Source organism: Agrobacterium sp. NPDC089420 (genome assembly GCF_044900305.1).
Classification (GTDB): Bacteria; Pseudomonadota; Alphaproteobacteria; order Rhizobiales; family Rhizobiaceae; genus Agrobacterium.
This window is the reverse complement of record NZ_JBJDMY010000014.1, coordinates 35,156-53,454: the sequence shown is the minus strand read 5'-3', so window position 1 is coordinate 53,454 and position 18,299 is coordinate 35,156. Positions and strand designations below refer to the sequence as shown.

At 61.6% G+C, this 18,299-nt stretch carries 18 protein-coding genes; 9 read left to right on the top strand and 9 right to left on the bottom strand.

Features of this window, described 5'->3' with window-relative positions:
• Positions 1-64: 64 nt before the first annotated feature.
• Genes ACI2KA_RS19935 through ACI2KA_RS19925 form a run of 3 tightly spaced genes read right to left on the bottom strand, consistent with a single transcriptional unit; the run spans position 65 to position 3,178 of the window.
• Positions 65-1,234 carry an LLM class flavin-dependent oxidoreductase gene (locus tag ACI2KA_RS19935; protein ID WP_404504194.1) on the bottom strand — a complete coding sequence of 390 codons (1,170 nt, stop codon included), beginning with the start codon at positions 1,232-1,234 and terminating at the stop codon, positions 65-67.
• Entirely contained in the window at positions 1,225-2,121 is an 897-nt protein-coding gene (locus tag ACI2KA_RS19930) for an NAD(P)H-binding protein (protein ID WP_404504193.1), read from the bottom strand. The genes ACI2KA_RS19935 and ACI2KA_RS19930 overlap by 10 nt, the downstream gene beginning before the upstream one ends.
• A 7-nt stretch (positions 2,122-2,128) precedes the next feature.
• Entirely contained in the window at positions 2,129-3,178 is a 1,050-nt protein-coding gene (locus ACI2KA_RS19925; RefSeq protein WP_404504192.1) for an ABC transporter substrate-binding protein, read from the bottom strand.
• A 361-nt stretch (positions 3,179-3,539) separates the two neighbouring features.
• Between ACI2KA_RS19925 and ACI2KA_RS19920 the strand changes: the two genes are divergently transcribed.
• Positions 3,540-4,847 (top strand): NtaA/DmoA family FMN-dependent monooxygenase, encoded by a 1,308-nt coding sequence (locus tag ACI2KA_RS19920; RefSeq protein ID WP_404504191.1) that lies wholly within the window; start codon positions 3,540-3,542, stop codon positions 4,845-4,847.
• Between the two features lie 76 nt (positions 4,848-4,923).
• On the opposite strand, the gene ACI2KA_RS19915 is transcribed toward ACI2KA_RS19920, so the two are convergent.
• Positions 4,924-5,964 carry an LLM class flavin-dependent oxidoreductase gene (locus ACI2KA_RS19915; protein ID WP_404504190.1) on the bottom strand — a complete coding sequence of 347 codons (1,041 nt, stop codon included), beginning with the start codon at positions 5,962-5,964 and terminating at the stop codon, positions 4,924-4,926.
• Between the two features lie 422 nt (positions 5,965-6,386).
• Between ACI2KA_RS19915 and ACI2KA_RS19910 the strand changes: the two genes are divergently transcribed.
• The 3 genes from ACI2KA_RS19910 (at position 6,387) to ACI2KA_RS19900 (ending at position 9,851) form a co-directional block, all read left to right on the top strand.
• Complete coding sequence (locus ACI2KA_RS19910) at positions 6,387-7,535, top strand: mandelate racemase family protein (RefSeq protein WP_404504189.1); 1,149 nt, start codon at positions 6,387-6,389, stop codon at positions 7,533-7,535.
• Positions 7,536-7,541: 6 nt separating this feature from the next.
• Positions 7,542-8,171, top strand: coding sequence for an SGNH/GDSL hydrolase family protein (locus ACI2KA_RS19905; RefSeq protein WP_404504188.1), 630 nt, complete (start codon positions 7,542-7,544; stop codon positions 8,169-8,171).
• 81 nt (positions 8,172-8,252) lie between these two features.
• A complete protein-coding gene (locus ACI2KA_RS19900) occupies positions 8,253-9,851 on the top strand; it encodes an ABC transporter substrate-binding protein (protein ID WP_404504187.1) in 1,599 nt (532 codons plus the stop codon).
• A gap of 408 nt (positions 9,852-10,259) precedes the next feature.
• Here ACI2KA_RS19900 and ACI2KA_RS19895 read toward each other — a convergent pair whose 3' ends face one another.
• From ACI2KA_RS19895 to ACI2KA_RS19880, 4 genes are read right to left on the bottom strand one after another with little or no spacing between them, the layout of a single operon-like run.
• Complete coding sequence (locus tag ACI2KA_RS19895) at positions 10,260-11,018, bottom strand: ABC transporter ATP-binding protein (RefSeq protein WP_404504186.1); 759 nt, start codon at positions 11,016-11,018, stop codon at positions 10,260-10,262.
• Positions 11,018-11,854: an ABC transporter ATP-binding protein gene (locus ACI2KA_RS19890; protein ID WP_404504185.1), complete on the bottom strand. Its 837-nt coding sequence runs from the start codon at positions 11,852-11,854 to the stop codon at positions 11,018-11,020. The genes ACI2KA_RS19895 and ACI2KA_RS19890 overlap by 1 nt, the downstream gene beginning before the upstream one ends.
• Positions 11,855-11,858: 4 nt before the next feature.
• Positions 11,859-12,746 (bottom strand): ABC transporter permease, encoded by an 888-nt coding sequence (locus ACI2KA_RS19885; protein ID WP_404504184.1) that lies wholly within the window; start codon positions 12,744-12,746, stop codon positions 11,859-11,861.
• Positions 12,746-13,768 (bottom strand): ABC transporter permease, encoded by a 1,023-nt coding sequence (locus tag ACI2KA_RS19880; protein ID WP_046801475.1) that lies wholly within the window; start codon positions 13,766-13,768, stop codon positions 12,746-12,748. The genes ACI2KA_RS19885 and ACI2KA_RS19880 overlap by 1 nt, the downstream gene beginning before the upstream one ends.
• A 312-nt stretch (positions 13,769-14,080) precedes the next feature.
• Here ACI2KA_RS19880 and ACI2KA_RS19875 point away from each other — a divergent pair, with 312 nt between their 5' ends.
• Entirely contained in the window at positions 14,081-14,716 is a 636-nt protein-coding gene (locus ACI2KA_RS19875; protein ID WP_404504183.1) for a LysE family translocator, read from the top strand.
• 26 nt (positions 14,717-14,742) lie between these two features.
• Here ACI2KA_RS19875 and ACI2KA_RS19870 read toward each other — a convergent pair whose 3' ends face one another.
• Positions 14,743-15,474 (bottom strand): FadR/GntR family transcriptional regulator, encoded by a 732-nt coding sequence (locus ACI2KA_RS19870; protein ID WP_404504182.1) that lies wholly within the window; start codon positions 15,472-15,474, stop codon positions 14,743-14,745.
• Between the two features lie 278 nt (positions 15,475-15,752).
• Here ACI2KA_RS19870 and blh point away from each other — a divergent pair, with 278 nt between their 5' ends.
• Genes blh through ACI2KA_RS19850 form a run of 4 tightly spaced genes read left to right on the top strand, consistent with a single transcriptional unit; the run spans position 15,753 to position 18,233 of the window.
• Complete coding sequence (blh, locus tag ACI2KA_RS19865) at positions 15,753-17,048, top strand: bifunctional sulfur transferase/dioxygenase Blh (RefSeq protein ID WP_404504181.1); 1,296 nt, start codon at positions 15,753-15,755, stop codon at positions 17,046-17,048.
• Positions 17,042-17,395: a sulfite-sensing transcriptional repressor BigR gene (gene bigR / locus ACI2KA_RS19860; RefSeq protein ID WP_404504180.1), complete on the top strand. Its 354-nt coding sequence runs from the start codon at positions 17,042-17,044 to the stop codon at positions 17,393-17,395. The genes blh and bigR overlap by 7 nt, the downstream gene beginning before the upstream one ends.
• Positions 17,392-17,799: a YeeE/YedE family protein gene (locus tag ACI2KA_RS19855; protein ID WP_404504179.1), complete on the top strand. Its 408-nt coding sequence runs from the start codon at positions 17,392-17,394 to the stop codon at positions 17,797-17,799. Before bigR ends, ACI2KA_RS19855 begins: the two co-directional genes overlap by 4 nt.
• Positions 17,796-18,233 carry a DUF6691 family protein gene (locus ACI2KA_RS19850; protein ID WP_404504178.1) on the top strand — a complete coding sequence of 146 codons (438 nt, stop codon included), beginning with the start codon at positions 17,796-17,798 and terminating at the stop codon, positions 18,231-18,233. The genes ACI2KA_RS19855 and ACI2KA_RS19850 overlap by 4 nt, the downstream gene beginning before the upstream one ends.
• The last annotated feature ends 66 nt before the right edge of the window (positions 18,234-18,299 follow it).

Here is an 18,299-nt window from a genome sequence, read left to right as displayed (position 1 = left end):
ATATCGTCTTCGCAATCGTTGCGATTGCGAGATGCGGGTTTCGGAACTGAAAGGGGAAGAGGCGTCAGAGCCGCAGGCCCGCCTCCTTCATCAACGGCAGAATGCGCTCGGCGAAATAATCGAGATCATCGCGGAAATCGTAAAAATTCAGCTGCACGCCGTCGATACCGGCCTTCTTCAGACCGAGGAGCTGTTCGACCACCTGTTCCGGCGAGCCGATGATCTCGATATTGCCGCCAAGATTACGCCCCTGTTTGTGGCGCGCATCGCCGCGGCCGCGCCAGGCATGGGCGTCGCTATCGTAATTATTGGCGGCGAAGGCGCGGGTGCCGGGCTGCGGTTTTCCGGCCTCGATGGCGTCGGCATAGGCAATCGCCTCCTTCTCCGTATCACGGCTGACGATGATCGGGTTGATCAGCGTCTTCACCTGCCGGCCATAGGCCCTGGCGCGGTTCTTGATGGTCGCGACATGATCGGGAAGGGTTTCCAGCGCGCTGTCTATATGCGCGCCGCCGGGCGAGGTGACGAACACCAGATCGGAATGGCGGGCGGCAAAATCGATGCCGGCGGGCGAACCGGTCGCCGTCACCAGCGGCGGACGGCCGAAGGCGGGTTTCGGGGTGATCCAGCCATTATTGATCGCCCAGGGATTGAGCTTGCCCTCATAGGAGAAGTTTTCCGTTTCGCTCCAGAGACGATGAAGCACATCGAACAATTCACCCGCCATGTCGTAACGCTTGTCATGATCGATCCGCTGCCAGCCGAACATTTCATGCTCGATGGCGCGGTGGCCGGTGACGATATTGATACCCCAGCGCCCCTTGGCGATATGGTCCAGCGTCGCGCCATATTTGGCGAGATGCAGCGGATGCAGCGGCCCGTAGAGCACATGGATGGTCGAGATCAGCAGAATATTCTTCGTGACCGCCGCCATGGCGCCAAGCGCGATGAAACTGTCGAGCGAGGATTCCCCGTCATAACCGCCCTTCGGCAGCCATTGGGTACGGCTGAAGGCGATTTCGAAACCGAGCTCCTCCGCACGCTTCACCACGTCGACATTGTAGTCGAAGGTCCAGCTGTTGCTGGTCGGCAGGCTGGAAAAGTTGATGTCCTGCAGATTGAGGAAGAGGCCCAGCATCAGCGGCTGTTTCGCGGCCCGGCTGAGCGGGCTGTCTTCAAAATCGGTAGGGCCTTTTAACTCCGGGCTCTCCGGCAAGGAAACGGTCAGCGCCATGTTTTTTCTCCTTCGGAATGATCGCCCGTGGGCGTTGTCGCAGCCAGCCTGGCACGCAGATAAGCCTCCACGCTGCGGGGCTGACGACCGGTAATCTGGTGGACGGTATCGGTGACGGATGCCGCAAGACCGTCACCGATGAGCTGTCCGAATTCGCCGATCGCCTGCTGTTCGAAAGCACCGGCATGCGGCGGCAAGGCTGGAGCGGCCTTGTGCGACACTCCAACGGGCCGATAGAGGATACGGGCCGCGATGCGGGCAATCTCCAGCGCCGTCAGGGTTTCGCCGCCGGTCAGCACCAGGGGGCCGGCAAGCGGCACGCCGGCGGTGAGCGCATGCACCGCGACATCGGCAATATCGTCGGCATCGATGAAGGAGACGGCGGCATCGCCGAAACGGGCCGGCACATCCTCGCCGTTGCGCAGCGCCGTGACAACGGGCTCCAGCGCCACCTGCATCCAGGCATTCGGCCGCAGCGCCGTATACGCGATGCCGCTTCCGGCCAGATGGGCCTCCACCTGCGCATGCGCCGTGCCCGAAATGGAGCGTGCGGCACTCTCAATGGTCCAGTCGGAGCCGGATATTTTCACGATCCTTGACACGCCGGCGGAAAGGGCGGCGTCGATGACCGCATTCTGATCCGCCGCGAGCGTTTCACCGATGGGAGAGAGCAGGAAGACGGCGTCCACGCCGCGTGCGGCCTCCTTCAGGCTGGCCGGGTCGGAGAAGTTGCCCTCCGAAATTTCGAGCCTGTCACCCCAGAGCTTGAGCGCATCCTCCCGCCTTCGGGTCAAGACCCGGACATTCGCCTGTTTTTGCAGGAGACGGCTGACGACACGCTGGCCAAGCCTGCCGGTTGCGCCTGTCACAAGAATGGTCGCTGCCATCGTGCCCTCACTTTCCCGCGTGGTGCGCGGCAAGCGCACGGGGATCGACCCAGCCCCGGACGTCGAAATCGTCGGGAATGAATTTCCATTCCAGCAGGAAATCCTTGAAATGGCTGAGCGCATCCAGCTCGGCCGGATCGAGGTCGAGCCTTAGATGGCGATGCACATCCGCGCCATTGGCGGCCAGAACCGCCTCCTCACTGACACCGATTTCGCGGGCGATGAAACGCACGGCTTCCGCCGGGTTGTCGTTCGCCCACTGGGCAACGCGCTGCACTGTGGCCACCAGTTCCGCCACCAGATCGGGCCGCTCATCGGCAAAGGTGGCATCCACCGTCAAGGGACGCGGCGTGCCGTTATTGATGCGGATTTTCGGATCGGGATGAAATCCCGTCGACACGACGACCCGTGCACCGATCAGATTGGCGACAATCACGCCTTCGGCGCCCTTGACGAAAAACGCATCGATCTGGCCGCGGTGCAGCGCTGCAATTTCCTCGCCATAGGGAAGCCGCCGGCGCAGGCCATGAAACCTCTCATCCGTCGGGCCGAGCAGCACCGGCTCGCTGGCGGTAAGATCGACAAGTTCGACATCCGCGACGGACAGGCCGGAGACGGTGAGCGCCGAGACGATGCCCTTCAGGGATGTCGCGCGCTGAAAATCGATGGTTTCATTCGGCCGCCTTGGCAGGCCGATACGCCGCCCCTTCAGCTCGCCACCCTTGCTTATGCCGCTTGCGGGCAAAGCGATCACCGCCTGGAATTCGTCGGTCCTCGTCAAGCCCACCAGCCGCGTCTGGCGGCCGCCGGATTTCGCCCAGATGGGCGGAATGTTGCCGCCCTGGCGGAACGACCAGTCCAGGCGATGGTCGAAATGGCTTTGCCGAATGGCCGGGTCAGCCGCATCGCGAATGGAGGAAACGGAAATGCCATGGCCGGCAAAGCGCTCCTTGATCCAGCCAAGTTGCGCCGCGATCGATAACGGCGTGGGTGCCGGGCAACGGGTATACCAGAGGGTGACGGGTTGGGTTGCGTGGCGAAGGGCGGCATCGGCCATGGCGTTCGTCCTTGAAATTACAATCTGGACGGCACGCTACACGTCGATAAATATTTTCTATAGATAAAGTGTACTATTTCGGAGGCAATTGGAGAAATTCGTTTCCATGTCAGCATTGCTTAGGGAGGAGGACGAAATATCCGTTCGGAAATTGCCCCGTTCCGGATCGGTTTCTCCTGCCCGCACCCCTGCTGATCGTCGCATCGCCGGACGGCCGAGCCGGGACGGAAGCGAAAGTTTTTCTTTCCGGACCGGCAAGGATTTTTAACTCGCGGCCGCAATTCCGGCTGTTACGGTTTCGGGCGATCGCACTGGCCGCAGGCCGGAGAGCCATACGGACCGGAAAGAAAAAGTAACAAGCATGAGCAAGACCAAACGCCGGCTCAATCTCAATGTCGGCATCAACACCACCGGATATCTTCCCAATGCCTGGAAATACAGGAGCGGAGACCGGCACGACATCAACGATATCGGCTATTACCGGCAGCTGACGGAGCTGGCCCACAAGGGCCGGTTCGACGCGGTTTTTCTCTCCGACCATCCGGCGCTGCTGACCGATCCGGCAAGCCGTCCGTTTCACACCATAGACCCGCTCATTCTTTCGACATCGCTTGCGGCACAGGTGCCGGATATCGGTTTTGTGGCGACAGTCTCCTCCACCTATAATTCGCCCTATAATTTCGCGCGACGAACCCAGTCCATCGACGTCGTCACCGGCGGCCGGCTGATCGTCAACATCGTCTCCTCCTTCAATCCCAATGTCGCCGCCAATTTCGGCAACGATCCGCTGCCGCCGCGCAGCGAACGATATGCCAAGGCCACAGAATTTCTGGATGTCGCGAAAAAACTCTGGTCGAGCTGGGATCCGCGCCGGGAAGGCGACGTGCCGGCGGACCGTTTCTGGGACGCGGCGACGGCCGCAACCATCGATCACGAAGGCCACTATTTTCACGTCAAAGGCCCGCTCAACGTTCCACGCGGGCCGCAGGGACACCCCGTCATTGCGCAGGCGGGCGCTTCCGAAGGCGGCATCGATCTGGCGGCCCGCCATGGCGAGATCATCTATTGCAACATATTGTCCCGCCCGGCGGGCCGGGCTTTCGGCAAAAAGGTGCGGGATCGCGCAGCCGCATTCGGCCGTGACCCGTCCGGCATCCGCATCGTTCCCGGCCTTGTCGTCATGCTCGGCGAGACCCGCGCGGAAGCGCTGCGAAAGCATGAACTCTTCAGCGGAACCGGCTCGGAAGACGGGCTTCTGGCGCGTTTCGCCAGGGAAAACGGCATCGAGCCGCGCGATTTCAATCCGGACGAAAAACTGGAGGCCGAACGCTTTATTCCCGACCAGAACCGGCAATGGGCGGTGGGCATGGGGCTTGGACTTTCCGACCTGCTGACCCATGAAAACCTCACCGCCCGCGAGGCTGTACGCCGCTCGGAAGGACACCACCGGCTGCTGCTCGGCACGCCGGAAGAGGTGGCGGACGGCATTATCGACCTCTGGCAGGATGGCACGGTGGATGGCTATACCTTGCAGCCGCCGCGCGCGCCCGACGACATTGCCGAATTTGTCGAAAAGGTCGTGCCGGTGCTGCAGGATCGCGGCGTTTATCCGCGCGACTACGAAAGCGCGACGATCCGCGACCGCTATGGTCTGCCCTATCCCGAATGAAAGCCGGGTGTGGCGCGGCTGAAGCGCCACAATTTCCTTTTTGCCATTTCCCGCAGCCCATGCAAAGCCGCGTATATCAGGGACGATTGTATTGACCCGCCGCCACCTTCAAAGCGGGCCGCCCGCCCGAGAGCTGCGGTACGATGGAGGCGAAATCCGTGACGATCTGGCGATAATCCTCCGGCTGGAATTCATAGGGCAATTCGAGACGGAACTCCGAGACATGGGGCAGCACGGGATCACGCGACAGCGTCTCCAGAATTTCGTCAGTCGTTCCCACGATATCCGGCAGAAAAAGCGTGCGGCGCGCGCCATGCGGCGCGTGCGTGCGCTTGTCGCGCTCGGCGACGAATTCCGCATAACGGCGGCGCGTTGCAGGGCTCGCGCTGTCGGTCGGCAGGATCACACGGCCCAGCGCGATACGCGGCGGCCGCTCATGTGCCCATTCCTGCCGGAAGCGGGTGACGAGAGCCGCCTGCGCTGTCAGGAAATCATCCGTATTTTCGCCGCTGACGATATTGCCGGTCAGGAGATTGAACCCTGCCTTGCCCGCCCAGCGGGCCGAATTCTGCGACCCGCCGCCATACCACAGCCGGTCGGTCAAACCCTTGGCGACGGGCCGAAGGCGCGGCACCTGCGCGCCGGCCGCATTGCCCGCCTCCGTGTCACGGGACAATGGCTCGGACCTAAGGGCCGCCGCCAGTCTTTCGGCGCGGGCATGGCTGTAATCCGCATCGGGAACCTGATCGGCATAGTCAGAGATGAGATGAGCGAAAGGCGGCGCGCCCACCGAAACGCCGACATTCAATCGGCCGCGTGACAAGACATCCACCGTGGCGAGATCTTCCGCCAGCCTGAAGGGATTTTCATAACCAAGCTGAATGACGGCGGTGCCGAGACCGATCCGCTGCGTGCGCTGCGAGGCCGCCGCAAGAAAGGTCGACGCCGAGGATACGCCCCTTTCCAGATGGCGCTGGCGAACCCAGGCGCTGTGATAAGCCAGCGCCTCTCCGGCCTCGAAAAGCTGTAACGTCTCCTCCAGCCCCCTTCCGGGGTCATCATCCTGATAATTGCCGGGAACCAGAAAGGCGAAATGGGAAATATGGGAAAGGGGCATGATGTGCGTCCAGGAACAGGTGTTGATGGAAGATGGGCTCAGGCGGCGCGGCGGCAGCCAGTCTTCCATGCCGCGCATACCCCCTCAGAATGCCCGATGACGGACGCGGCTGGCGCGGCATGGTCTTTCATAGTCGTCGTCATTGTTGAAAGATCGTTGCGCGATTCAATAATCCACTAAAATTATAGATTTATCCTCCGGATACGCCGCCGCCGATTTTCCACCTCCGCTCTTGTTCCGCCACCCTGCCGACCCGAAATACCGCGTGGGCTGCCGAATGCCGGACGCCGAATTCCGACAAATAACCTTGCTTTTCCATCCAAACATGTAATACAGATTACCATACATGTTGACAGATAACGCATACATGTATGACATTGCGGCAACCACAAACGCTGCGATACCTGCATGAGGGAGGAATTATGATCATCACCGACGTCGAAGTCCGTGTTTTCCGCACGACGACCCGTCGGCACTCGGACAGTGCCGGTCACGCACATCCGGGGCCGGCGCATCAGGTGGAACAGGCCATGCTGACCATTCGCACCGAAGACGGGCAGGAAGGCCACTCCTTCACCGCACCGGAGATCGTTCGCCCGCATGTCATCGAAAAATTCGTCAAGAAAGTCCTGATCGGCGAGGACCATCGCGACCGGGAACGGCTGTGGCAGGACCTTGCCCACTGGCAGCGCGGCTCGGCCGCACAGCTGACCGACCGCACATTGGCGGTCGTGGATTGCGCGCTGTGGGACCTTGCCGGCCGCTCGCTCAATCAACCTGTATACAAGTTGATCGGCAGCTATCGCGACAAGGTGCTGGCCTATGGCTCCATCATGTGCGGCGACGAGCTGGAAGGCGGGCTGGCGACGCCCGAAGACTACGGCCGCTTTGCCGAGACGCTGGTGAAGCGCGGTTACAAGGGCATAAAGCTGCACACCTGGATGCCGCCGGTCAGCTGGGCGCCGGATGTGAAGATGGACCTCAAGGCCTGCGCGGCCGTGCGTGAAGCGGTCGGTCCGGACATCCGCCTGATGATCGACGCCTTCCACTGGTATTCCCGCACCGATGCGCTAGCGCTGGGCCGTGGCCTCGAAAAACTCGGTTTCGACTGGATCGAGGAGCCGATGGACGAGCAGTCGCTGTCCTCCTATAAATGGCTCTCCGACAATCTCGATATTCCGGTCGTCGGCCCGGAAAGTGCGGCCGGCAAACATTGGCACCGCGCCGAGTGGATCAAGGCCGGCGCCTGCGATATTCTGCGCACCGGCGTCAACGATGTCGGCGGCATAACCCCGGCGCTGAAGACCATGCATCTGGCAGAAGCCTTCGGCATGGAATGCGAGGTGCACGGCAATACCGCCATGAACCTGCATGTTGTCGCCGCCACCAAGAATTGCCGCTGGTACGAGCGTGGCCTGTTGCACCCCTTCCTCGAATATGATGACGGCCACGATTATCTGAAATCCCTGTCCGACCCGATGGACGGCGACGGCTTTGTGCATGTCCCTGACCGGCCGGGCCTTGGCGAGGACATCGATTTTACCTTCATCGACAACAACCGGGTGAGGTAACGGGCGATGAAAACGGTGCTCGCCTTCGGAGACAGCCTCACCTGGGGTGCCGACCCGGCAACGGGTCTGCGACACCCGGCCGAACACCGCTGGCCGGAGGTTCTGGAGGCCGCGCTTGCCGGGAAGGCGAAGGTTTATCCCGAGGGGCTTGGCGGGCGCACCACCTGCTACGACGACCATGCCGGCCCCGCCTGCCGCAACGGTGCGCGGGCGCTGGAAGTCGCGCTGTCCTGCCACATGCCGCTCGATCTCGTCATCATCATGCTCGGCACCAACGATATCAAGCCGGTGCATGGCGGGCGCGCGGAAGCCGCTGTCTCCGGCATGCGGCGGCTGGCTCAGATCGTCGAGACCTTCATCTACAAACCCCGGGATGCGGTGCCGAAACTGCTGATCGTCGCTCCGCCGCCCTGCGTCGCAGGCCCGGGCGGCGAACCGGCGGGCGGGCGGGATATCGAGCAATCGCTCAGGCTTGCGCCGCTCTACCGCAAACTCGCCGCCGAACTCGGACATGCCTTCTTTGACGCCGGATCGGTCGCCAGCGCCTCGCCGGTGGATGGCGTGCACCTGGACGCGCTGGCAACGGCGGCAATCGGCCGGGCGCTCCTAGCGCCGGTCAAAGAGATTCTTGGCTGATGCTGCGACGCCCGAGGAGGAACCGGGCGCGTGGATCAAAACGTGGAAAGGCCGCCTCAACCGGCCACATTGGGAGGAAAGATGAAACATTTTCTTGCAACCGCAGCGCTTGGCGCCCTGCTGATCGGCGCCATGCCGCTCAGCGGCTTTGCCGAAACGCCTAAGGATCAGCTCATCGTCGCCACGACCATGAGCAACATCCTGACCCTCGACCCCGCCGCCATTACCGGCCGTGAGACCGTCCAGGTCCTGAACAATGTCTATGACACGCTGGTCGTGCTTTCCCCTGAAGATCGCAGCGTTCAGCCGCGCCTTGCCGAACGCTGGGAGATCGCCGAAGATCGCAAATCGATCCGTTTCCATCTGCGCGGCGATGCCAAGTTTGCGTCCGGTAACGCCGTGACGGCCAAGGACGTGGCCTGGAGCCTGAAGCGGCTGCTCGCCCGCAACCTGGCGCAGTCCTCCTTCCTGAAAACCCGCGGTTTCAAGCTGGAAGAGGCCGACAAGCTGTTCGTGGCCGAAAACGACCAGACCTTCGTACTGAACATTCCAAAGCCGGACGATCCGAACCTGCTCTTGATGATCCTGGCGCAAAACGGTCCCGGCTCGATCATCGACAGCCAGACGGCGCTTGCCAATGAAAAGGATGGCGATCTGGGCGGTGCATGGCTGACGCTGAATTCCGCCGGCTCCGGCCCCTTCAAGCTGACGCAGTGGAAGTCCAACGAATATATCATCCTTACCCGCAACGAGGATTATTGGGGCGAAAAGGCCAAGATGAAACGCATCCTGATGCGCCATCTGCCGGAATCGCAGTCCCAGCGGCTGATGCTGGAAAAAGGCGATATCGACGTTGCCTATTCCCTGCAGGCCCCGGACCTGAAATCGCTTGAGGCCGACAAGGCCGTCACCATCGAATCCACACCCGGCTCCGGTTTTTACTACCTCAGCGTTTCGATGAAGGATGAGAAATTCGCCAACAAGAAGGTGCGCGAGGCGCTGCGTTACCTGATCGATTACGACGGCCTCGACAAGGCGGTCATGCCCTATTACGGCAAGCTGCATCAGCGCTCCCTCAGCACCGGCGTGATGGGTGCGCTGCCGGATCAGGGCTACAAGCTCGACATCGAAAAGGCCAAGGCGCTTCTGGCCGAGGCCGGTTACCCGAACGGCTTCAAGACCACGCTGCGCGTGCTTTCGGAAGACCCCTTCATGAAGGCGGCAACGGCCATCCAGAACACGCTGGCTCAGGCCGGCATTCAGGCCGAACTGATCAGCGGTTCCGGCGACCAGATCTACGGCGCGATGCGCGAGCGGAATTTCGAACTGCTGCTCGGCCGCGGCGGCGGCGGTCAGCAGCCGCATCCCGACAACAACCTGCGTTCCATCGCCTATAATCCCAACAATGCCGACGACGCCAAGCTCACCAATTACCAGAGCTGGCGCACCAGCTTCTTCGACGAGAAGCTGAACAAGATGATCGAGGAAGCGCTGGTGGAACGCGACGTGGCGAAACAGACGAAACTTTATGAGGACCTGCAGGGCTATATGGACGAGATCGTCATGTCGATACAGCCCTTCTCCGAAGTCATCGACACCGCCGCCTTCCGCAGCGACATCAAGGGCATGATCGTCAGCCCCTGGCTTTCGCGGTTTGAAGAGGTGAGCAAGGAGCGGTAACCTGCCGACACAGCGGTTACTCAGGAAAAGGCGCGGCTTACCCCCGCGCTTTTTTGTTGGCGACAAGACCGCGCAGAACTGCTCCGACTGGCGAAAACATATCGCTTCCGTCATTCCGGCCTTGAGCCGGAATCCAGCCGACGTGCGTCTGCACGGCGAAAAGAGTCCTTTCAGCCCAAGGACTTGGGCTGGCTGGATACCGGCTCAAGGCCGGTATGACGGTTGGAGGGAGCTCAGCAAAAACATCGCCCTTTCCTGCTCCATCATTGCGTCAAGACCCGATAGCGCAGTTGCCGGGCTGCCCCTCTCAAGCCATTTCAAAAAAATGCCCGGCAGGGAGGCCGGGCAAGGGAGGAGGATTTGTTATCCGTGACGCCCCGGAGGAGGACGATCACGTTTTGGGAGACGTCACGCGCCTTCATATTCCAGCGAGGCGCCGATCAGTTCGCGCGCATAGGGATGCGTCGCGCCGTTGCCGGCGATGGCCTCGCGCGGCAGGATTTCGGTGATTTCGCCGCGCAACATCACCGCGAAGCGGTCGCACATGTGATCGACGACAGCGAGATCATGGGTCACCATGATATAGGTGAAGCCGCGCTCTTCACGCAGGCGCTGCAACAGGTTGAGAATTTCCGCCTGCACCGAAACGTCGAGCGCCGAGGTCGGCTCGTCAAGCAGCAGCAGCGACGGTTCGAGGATCAGCGCCCGGGCAATCGCCACACGCTGCCGCTGGCCGCCGGAAAGCTGATGCGGAAAACGGTCGAGAAAGGAGACGGGCAAGCCGACATCGGTGATGACCTTGCGCATGCGCTCTTCGCGATCACCGAGCTTGTGGATCGCAAGCGATTCCGAAAGCACGGTGCGCACCGACTGGCGCGGATGCAGCGAACCATAGGGGTCCTGAAACACCATCTGCAGCATGCGGCACCGCTCGATCAGCGGCATGTCACGCACCGACCTGCCGTCGATGAGGATATCGCCGGTCCAGAAATCGTTGAGCATGGAGACGCAGCGAAGCACGGTGGACTTGCCCGAGCCGCTTTCGCCGACCAGCCCGAAACATTCGCCGGGCTCGACGCGGAAAGATACCGAAGGCAGCACCTTCAGCGCCGTGGGGCCGTTGCCGAAGGTGATGGAGAGATCGCGGGTTTCGACGGAAACGGCCATTATACGTTCTCCTCCAGCCATTCGGGGCGGCGATCCAGCACCGCAAGCGGTGAGCGCGAGCCACCGATGCGTGGCTGTGCCGCCAGAAGGCCGCGCGTATAGGGGTGCTGCGCCTGATCGAGATCACGGGCGGCCAGCGTTTCCACCACCCGGCCGGCATACATGATAAGAACCCGGTCGCAAAAATTGCGCACGAGGTTGAGGTCGTGACTGATCATGATGAGGCCGATGCCACGATCACGCACCAGACCGTCGAGAATGTTCAGCACCTGCAACCGCACCGTCACATCAAGCGCCGAGGTGGGCTCGTCGGCGATGACGAGATCGGGATCGGCAAGCAGCATCATGGCGATCATCACACGCTGGCCCATGCCACCCGAGATTTCGTGCGGATATTGCTCATAGACGCGAGCGGCATCGCGGATCTTCACCGCCTCCAGCATGGCGAGCGTCTTTTCCCGGGCCTGCTGTTTCGAGGCCTTGAAGTGGCGCAGATAGGTTTCCGCCACCTGATCGCCAACCCGGCGAATGGGATTGAGCGAAAATTTCGGATCCTGAAGGATCATCGACATGCGCCGGCCGCGAACCTTCAGCATCTCCTTCTCATCAAGCGAGAGAAGATCGAGACCGTCGAAATTCAACCTGTCGGCGGTGATCGTCGCCGATGGCAGGAGGCGCAGCAGGGCGCGGCCGACGGTGGATTTTCCCGAGCCGCTTTCGCCGACGATGCCGAGACGTTCCCGGCCGAGCGTGAAGGAGATGCCGCGCACCGCTTCAGTCGGCGAGCCGCCATAACGGATGCGAAGATTGTCGACGTCAAGGATTGGTTTTTCCATGGTCCTATCTCCGGTTCATCTGCTTCGGATCAAGCGCATCCCGCAACCCATCGCCCAGAAGGTTGAAGGCGAGGCTGACGGAGAGGATCGCGATGCCGGGGAAGGTCACCAGCCACCAGCTGTCCAGCATGTAGCGCCTTCCCGTGGCGATCATCGCCCCCCATTCTGGCAGCGGCGGCTGCGCGCCGAGACCGAGAAAACCGAGGCCGGCGGCGGTGAGAATGACGGTCGCCATGTTGAGCGTCAGGCGAATGAGGACCGAAGGCAGGCACATGGGCATGATCGACTTGACGATGATGCGCAGCGGTGACGCCCCCTGAAGCCTGGCGGCGGCAATGTAATCCGCCTTGCGGAAGGTCATGGCTTCGGCACGGGCAAGACGCGCGATCGGCGGCCAGGAGGTGAGCGCAATCGCGATGATCGCGTTGTTGAGGCTCGGCCCAAGTGCTGCGACGAAAGCAAGCGACAGGATGAGGCTCGGAAAGGACAAAAAGATATCGGTGATGCGCATCATCACCGTATCGAACTTGCCGCCGAGATAACCGGACGCGGTGCCAACCAGAAGGCCGACCGGACCGACGATGATCGACACCAGCGAGATGATGGTGAGCGTGATGCGCGCGCCCCAGAGAAGGCGGCTGTAGATATCGCGCCCCAGCTCGTCGGTGCCGAAGACATGGCCGTTGCCGGGCGCCTGCAGCGTGTTGGCGAGATCCTGCGCGTAAGGGTCATGCGTCGCAAGCCAGGGCGCGAAAATCGCGGCGATGACGAGGAGCAGCAGGATCAAGAGGCCGAAAGCCGATGTCGGGCTTTTCAGCAGGAAGAGGATGATGTTCTTCAGCGCGTTCAAGGGCACCGGAAGACGCAAGGGAGTTTCTGCACGGGCCGTCATCAGCGGGTCCTCGGATCGAAAAAGCGGTAGAGAATGTCGGACAGGAGATTGAGCCCGATGAAGATGACGCCGACGATCAGAACGCAGGTCATCACGGCATTCATGTCGCCGATGATAAGATTGCTGGTGAGATATTGTCCGAAACCCGGCCAGGCGAAGACGGTCTCGATGAGCACCGCACCTTCCAGCAGCGAACCATAGGCAAGGGCAATGATGGTGACGAGCTGCACGCGGATATTACCGAAGGCGTGCAGCCACACTGTCTGTCGCTGCGACAGGCCCTTGACGCGCGCGGTCGTCACATATTCCTGGCCGAGCTGATCCAGCATGAAGCTGCGTGTCATGCGGGTGATATAGGCCGAGGAGGAATAACCGAGCAGGGCGGCGGGAAGGATGAGATGGTTGATGGCCGACCAAAAGACCTCCATATCGCCGGCCAGCAGGCTGTCGATCAGCAGGAAGCCCGTCCGCTCCTCCACCAGACCGATATAGAACTGGTCCATGCGGCCACCGCCGCCGACAAGGCCGAGATGGGCATAAAAAACGATCAGCGCGATCATGCCGGTCCAGAAGATCGGCATGGAATGGCCAAACAGGCTGAGGACCCGCACCAGATGGTCCTGCCAGCGGTCCTTTTTCACGGCGGCATAAACGCCCATCGGAATACCGAGGCCTGCACCGATCAGGATCGCGAAGGTCGCAAGTTCCATCGTTGCCGGCATGACCCTGATAATGTCTTCGATGACAGGGCGGCCGGTACGGATCGAGGTGCCGAAATCGCCGGTGAAGACATCGCCGAGGTAATAGATGAACTGCTGCCATAGCGGGCGGTCGAAACCGAGCGCATGATAGACCTGTTCATAGGTTTCGCGGGTCGCATCCTCACCGACGATCGCCCGAACGGGATCGGCGGGCATCAGGCGGCCGATAAAAAAGGTCAGCAGCAGCAATCCAAGCAGCGTAACGGCAATACTTCCGATCTGGCCGGACAGGCCATAAAGCGAAAGGCGTCTTTTTGACATGATTCCTCCCTTGCCAGAGATCGACCGCGCAAGTGATCGAGGCGCAATCCTGTCTGACAACTATGCGCAAGTTGTCACAGGTGTTGAAGGCTGTCAAGCAGGAGCCGATAAAATCAAGGCCGCCAACCTGCCCTGAAGCTAGGCCGGGCAGTGGAAGCGTCTTGCACCGACTGGCAACATTTTACGTCATCTGAAAAATCGCCCGCGTTGCCGCGGTCGTGAAAGCCTGTATTCTGACGCAACATGGAAAGGGCCGGATATCTGCCTCGGCGACAATGCACCGATGGCGTCCTGAGCTCCGGGGAGGAAAAGATGGATGGCATGATACTTGTCGCATTCGCCACGGTCGCCTTTATCGGCATCGCCACGCCCGGCCCTACCGTTCTGCTCGCCCTTGCAAATGGCTCAAGGTTCGGAACGCGCCGGGCCATGATCGGCATGGCGGGGGCCGTTATGTCGGATATCGTCCTGATCGGCGCGGTTGCGCTGGGACTGGGCGCCTTGCTGGCCGCCTCCGAATTCTGGTTCGGCGTCGTCAAATGGGTGGGTGTCTGTTATCTTGCCTTCCTCGGCATCCTGCTTTTGCGCTCCAGGGGCACGCTCGACGGCGCTCTTCGATTGGCAGACGTGAACGGGGCCGCCTCCGCCCGGTCGATTTTCCTCAAGAGCTTTCTCGTCGCGGTGACGAACCCCAAAGGATACCTGTTCTTTTCGGCTTTCCTGCCGCAATTCATCGATCCCGCGGCGGCGCAGATACAGCAATATGCGGTGCTTGCGCTGATCTTCGCCGGCATCGATTTTATCGTGATGTTCGGCTACGCCCTGCTCGGTTCGCAGGCCGTGCGGCTATTGCGCAAATCCGCAGCCCTGTGGCTCGACCGGATGTGCGGCGGCGCACTTCTGACACTTGCCGCCTCGCTCGCCTTCTATCGGCGGGCAAGCGCCTAACCGACTGGAGAAAATGCCTTTTCGGATCATTCCGCAACGGTGCGCGAGCGCAGCAGCACCTTGTAACGCTCAAGACTGCCGCGCAGGTGCGAAGCCATATGCTGACGCGCGGCATCGGCGTCGCCTTCGATAATCGCATCGACGATCTTGCCGTGCTCCTCCTGCAGATGGAGGTTATAGTCCTTTGGCCGCGCCCCGGGTGCCGCCCCCTGCAATTCGCCGCGGGGGATGATGCCGGAGCGGATCAGTTGAAGAAACTCGGGAAAACGCCTGTTCTGCGTCGCCTGTGCGATTGCCAGATGAAACTCGAAATCGGCATCCCGCGTCGGCAGTCCGGTGGCAAGACAGTCGCCGACCCGCCGGTGCGCGTCGACGATCCCCTCCACCTGCACCGCGGAACGGCGCGAGGCCGCAAGTCCGGCGGATTCGACCTCGAAGACGGTGCGCAGTTCCAGCAATTCGATCACCGAGGAAATCCGTCCCACCGCCAGGTCGTTGAAAGGCAGCTCCTTGGCCGGCTTTACTTCCACGGCAAAAACACCCGCCCCCTTGCGCGCCTCGACCAGACCATCGGCGCGCAGAATGGCGATGGCTTCGCGCACCACCGTGCGGCTGACGGAATATTCCCGCGTCAGGGCGCTTTCGCTCGGAAGCCGATCGCCAGGGCGAAAAACGCCCTCCGTCAGATCCCGCCGCAATGCCGAACTGATTTTCGCCGCGAGCGATATCCCCTGCTTCGTGCTGCTCTCAACGTCCATTGCGGCCCACCTGTTTTAAACTTGTCTGGCATGTTAGCAAACACCCGCCACATTGCAAGGGGCCGGCATCGCGGCGGCGGGACGCCGCCGGATGCGCCCGGACGCGGACAATTCCTGCCCGTCACAAAACGAAGAAATCCCGCATCTAGAATTTCCCTCGAGCCGGCTGGGACAAATGCATTGGGAGCGCCATTCTGCACGTAGCTCTCCAATCCCTTGCGGGCAAACAATATACATTATATAATAACGTATAATAAAAAGGGCGACAGGAGAGACCGATGAATGCCGTAAAGATCAACGAGCGCCTGACGGTCGCGGGCCAGCCGGCTATCGCCGATTTTCCATCGCTTGCCGCTCAGGGCTTTAAAACCATCATCAATGCCCGGCCGGATGGCGAAGAAGCCGGCCAGCCGGGCAATGCGCAGGAAAAGAGCGCCGCCGATGCAGGCGGAATGGGCTACGGCTTCATCCCGGTCACCGGTCCAACCATCACAGAGGCCGATATCCGCGCCTTCCAGCAGAAAATGGCCGAGGCTGACGGCCCCGTTTTTGCCCATTGTAAGGGCGGCGCCCGCGCACTCACGCTTTATGTTCTCGGCGAAGCCCTGGATGCGCGCCTTGAGCAAGGCGACATAGAGGCTTTCGGCAAGGCGCATGGTTTCGATCTCTCCGGCGCCGCGCGCTGGCTGCAGCGGCAGGCCGCGGCCATGCCGCAGGTCAAGGCATTTTTCGATCCGCGCACATGGAGCGTGCAATATGTGGTTGCCGATCCCTCGACCGGCCGCTGCGCCATTATCGACCCGGTCTTTGACTTCGATGAGAAATCCGGCGCGACCGGAACCATGAATGCCGACGCGATCCTGGCCTATGTGGAATGCCGGGGCCTGTCTGTGGAATGGATTCTCGATACTCATCCGCATGCGGATCATTTGTCCGCCGCCCACTATCTGAAGCGGAAAACCGGCGCCCGAACGGCCATCGGCGCGAAAATAACCGGGGTACAGAAGCTGTGGCAGGAGAAATACAACTGGCCCGATCTTAAAACCGACGGCTCGCAATGGGACCGGCTGTTCGAAGCCGGCGACAGGTTCGACATCGGTTCACTGGAAGCCCGCGTCCTGTTTTCGCCCGGACATACGCTCGCCTCCGTGACCTATGTGGTGGGTGACGCCGCCTTTGTGCACGATACGCTTTTCATGCCGGATTCCGGCACGGCGCGCGCCGATTTTCCCGGCGGCAGCGCCAGAGAACTCTGGGCCTCGATCCAGGACATCCTCGCCCTTCCCGATGAAACCAGGCTTTTCACCGGCCATGACTATCAGCCCGGCGGCCGCGCTCCGAAATGGGAAAGCACGGTCGGCGAACAGAAACGCAGCAATCCGCATCTGGCCGGCATGACGGAGGAAGGCTTCATCAGCCTTCGGGAAACACGGGACCGCACCTTGCCGATGCCCAAGCTCATTCTGCACGCCCTGCAGGTCAATATTCGCGGCGGTCGCCTGCCCGAGCCGGAGTCAAACGGCAAACGTTATCTGAAATTCCCGCTCGACGTGCTGGAGGGCAGCCGATGGTGACGGGAAACCAGCCGGAACAGGCCCGCCATATCACCGGAATTCCCCTTCCCGACATGGAGGAGCGCGCGGCCGCCGTCGCGGTGCTTTTGAAGACGCTTGCCCATCCCGCACGGCTGATGCTCGCCTGCGCGCTGGCCCAAGGCGAATTTTCCGTCGGCGAGCTGGAGGTAAAGCTGGATATCCGCCAGCCCACGCTTTCGCAACAGCTCGGTGTCCTGCGCGAAGCCGGTGTGGTCGAGACAAGACGCGAGGCGAAGCAAATCTTCTATCGGCTGAGCGAAGCAAAGGCGGCGCGGCTGATCGAGGCGCTCTACGCCATTTTCTGCACGGCGGAGGAAAATTCGTGACGCCCTACTGGCCATCGCTTTTCGGCGGCATGCTGCTTGGTCTTGCCAGCATTCTGCTGTTTCTGTTCAACGGCCGGATCGCCGGCATCAGCGGCATCATGGGCAAGGTCCTCGGCAAGGCGCGGCATTTTACCGATGTCTTTTTCCTGGCCGGCCTGCTGTCCGGACCTTATCTCTATGCCGCCGCCTTCGGTCGGTTTCCCGCCATCACCGTGGCGGCGCCATGGCCGCTGATTGTCGTCGCCGGCCTGCTCGTAGGCTTCGGCACGCGCATGGGCTCCGGCTGTACCTCCGGTCACGGCATCATGGGGCTGGCGCGCTTCTCCCGCCGTTCCATCGCCGCCACCACGACCTTCCTCGTCACCGGCATCTGCGCCGCGACGATAACGGGAGCCCTGTCATGAAACATCAGGCCATGGCGCGCCTTGCGCTGGCGCTCGCCGCCGGGGCGCTGTTCGGCTTCGGCCTCTCGCTCTCCGGCATGGCCGATCCGGCCCGCGTTTCAGCCTTTCTCAATCTGGCGAGCGACCATTGGGACCCGAGCCTGATCTTCGTTCTCGGCGGCGCGGTCATCGTTGCCGTTCCGGGCGTGCTGCTCGCCCGTTTGCTGCGGAAGCCGGTCCTCGCCGAAAATTTCAGCCTTCCCGCGAAAACCGCCATCGACCGGCCGCTCATTCTCGGTTCGGCGATTTTCGGCCTTGGCTGGGGCATTGCCGGTTTCTGCCCCGGTCCGGCGCTCTCGGCTCTCGCCCTCGGGCTTACGCCGGTCATCCTCTTCGTCTGCGCCATGATCGCCGGCATGCTGGTGCACGACCGGCTTTACGCAAAAGAGTCATAACGCCAAGCTCGTTCGATGGGAAACGAACCGCCGCGCAGGCTAAGGGCGCCCGCGCGGCGGTGCTTG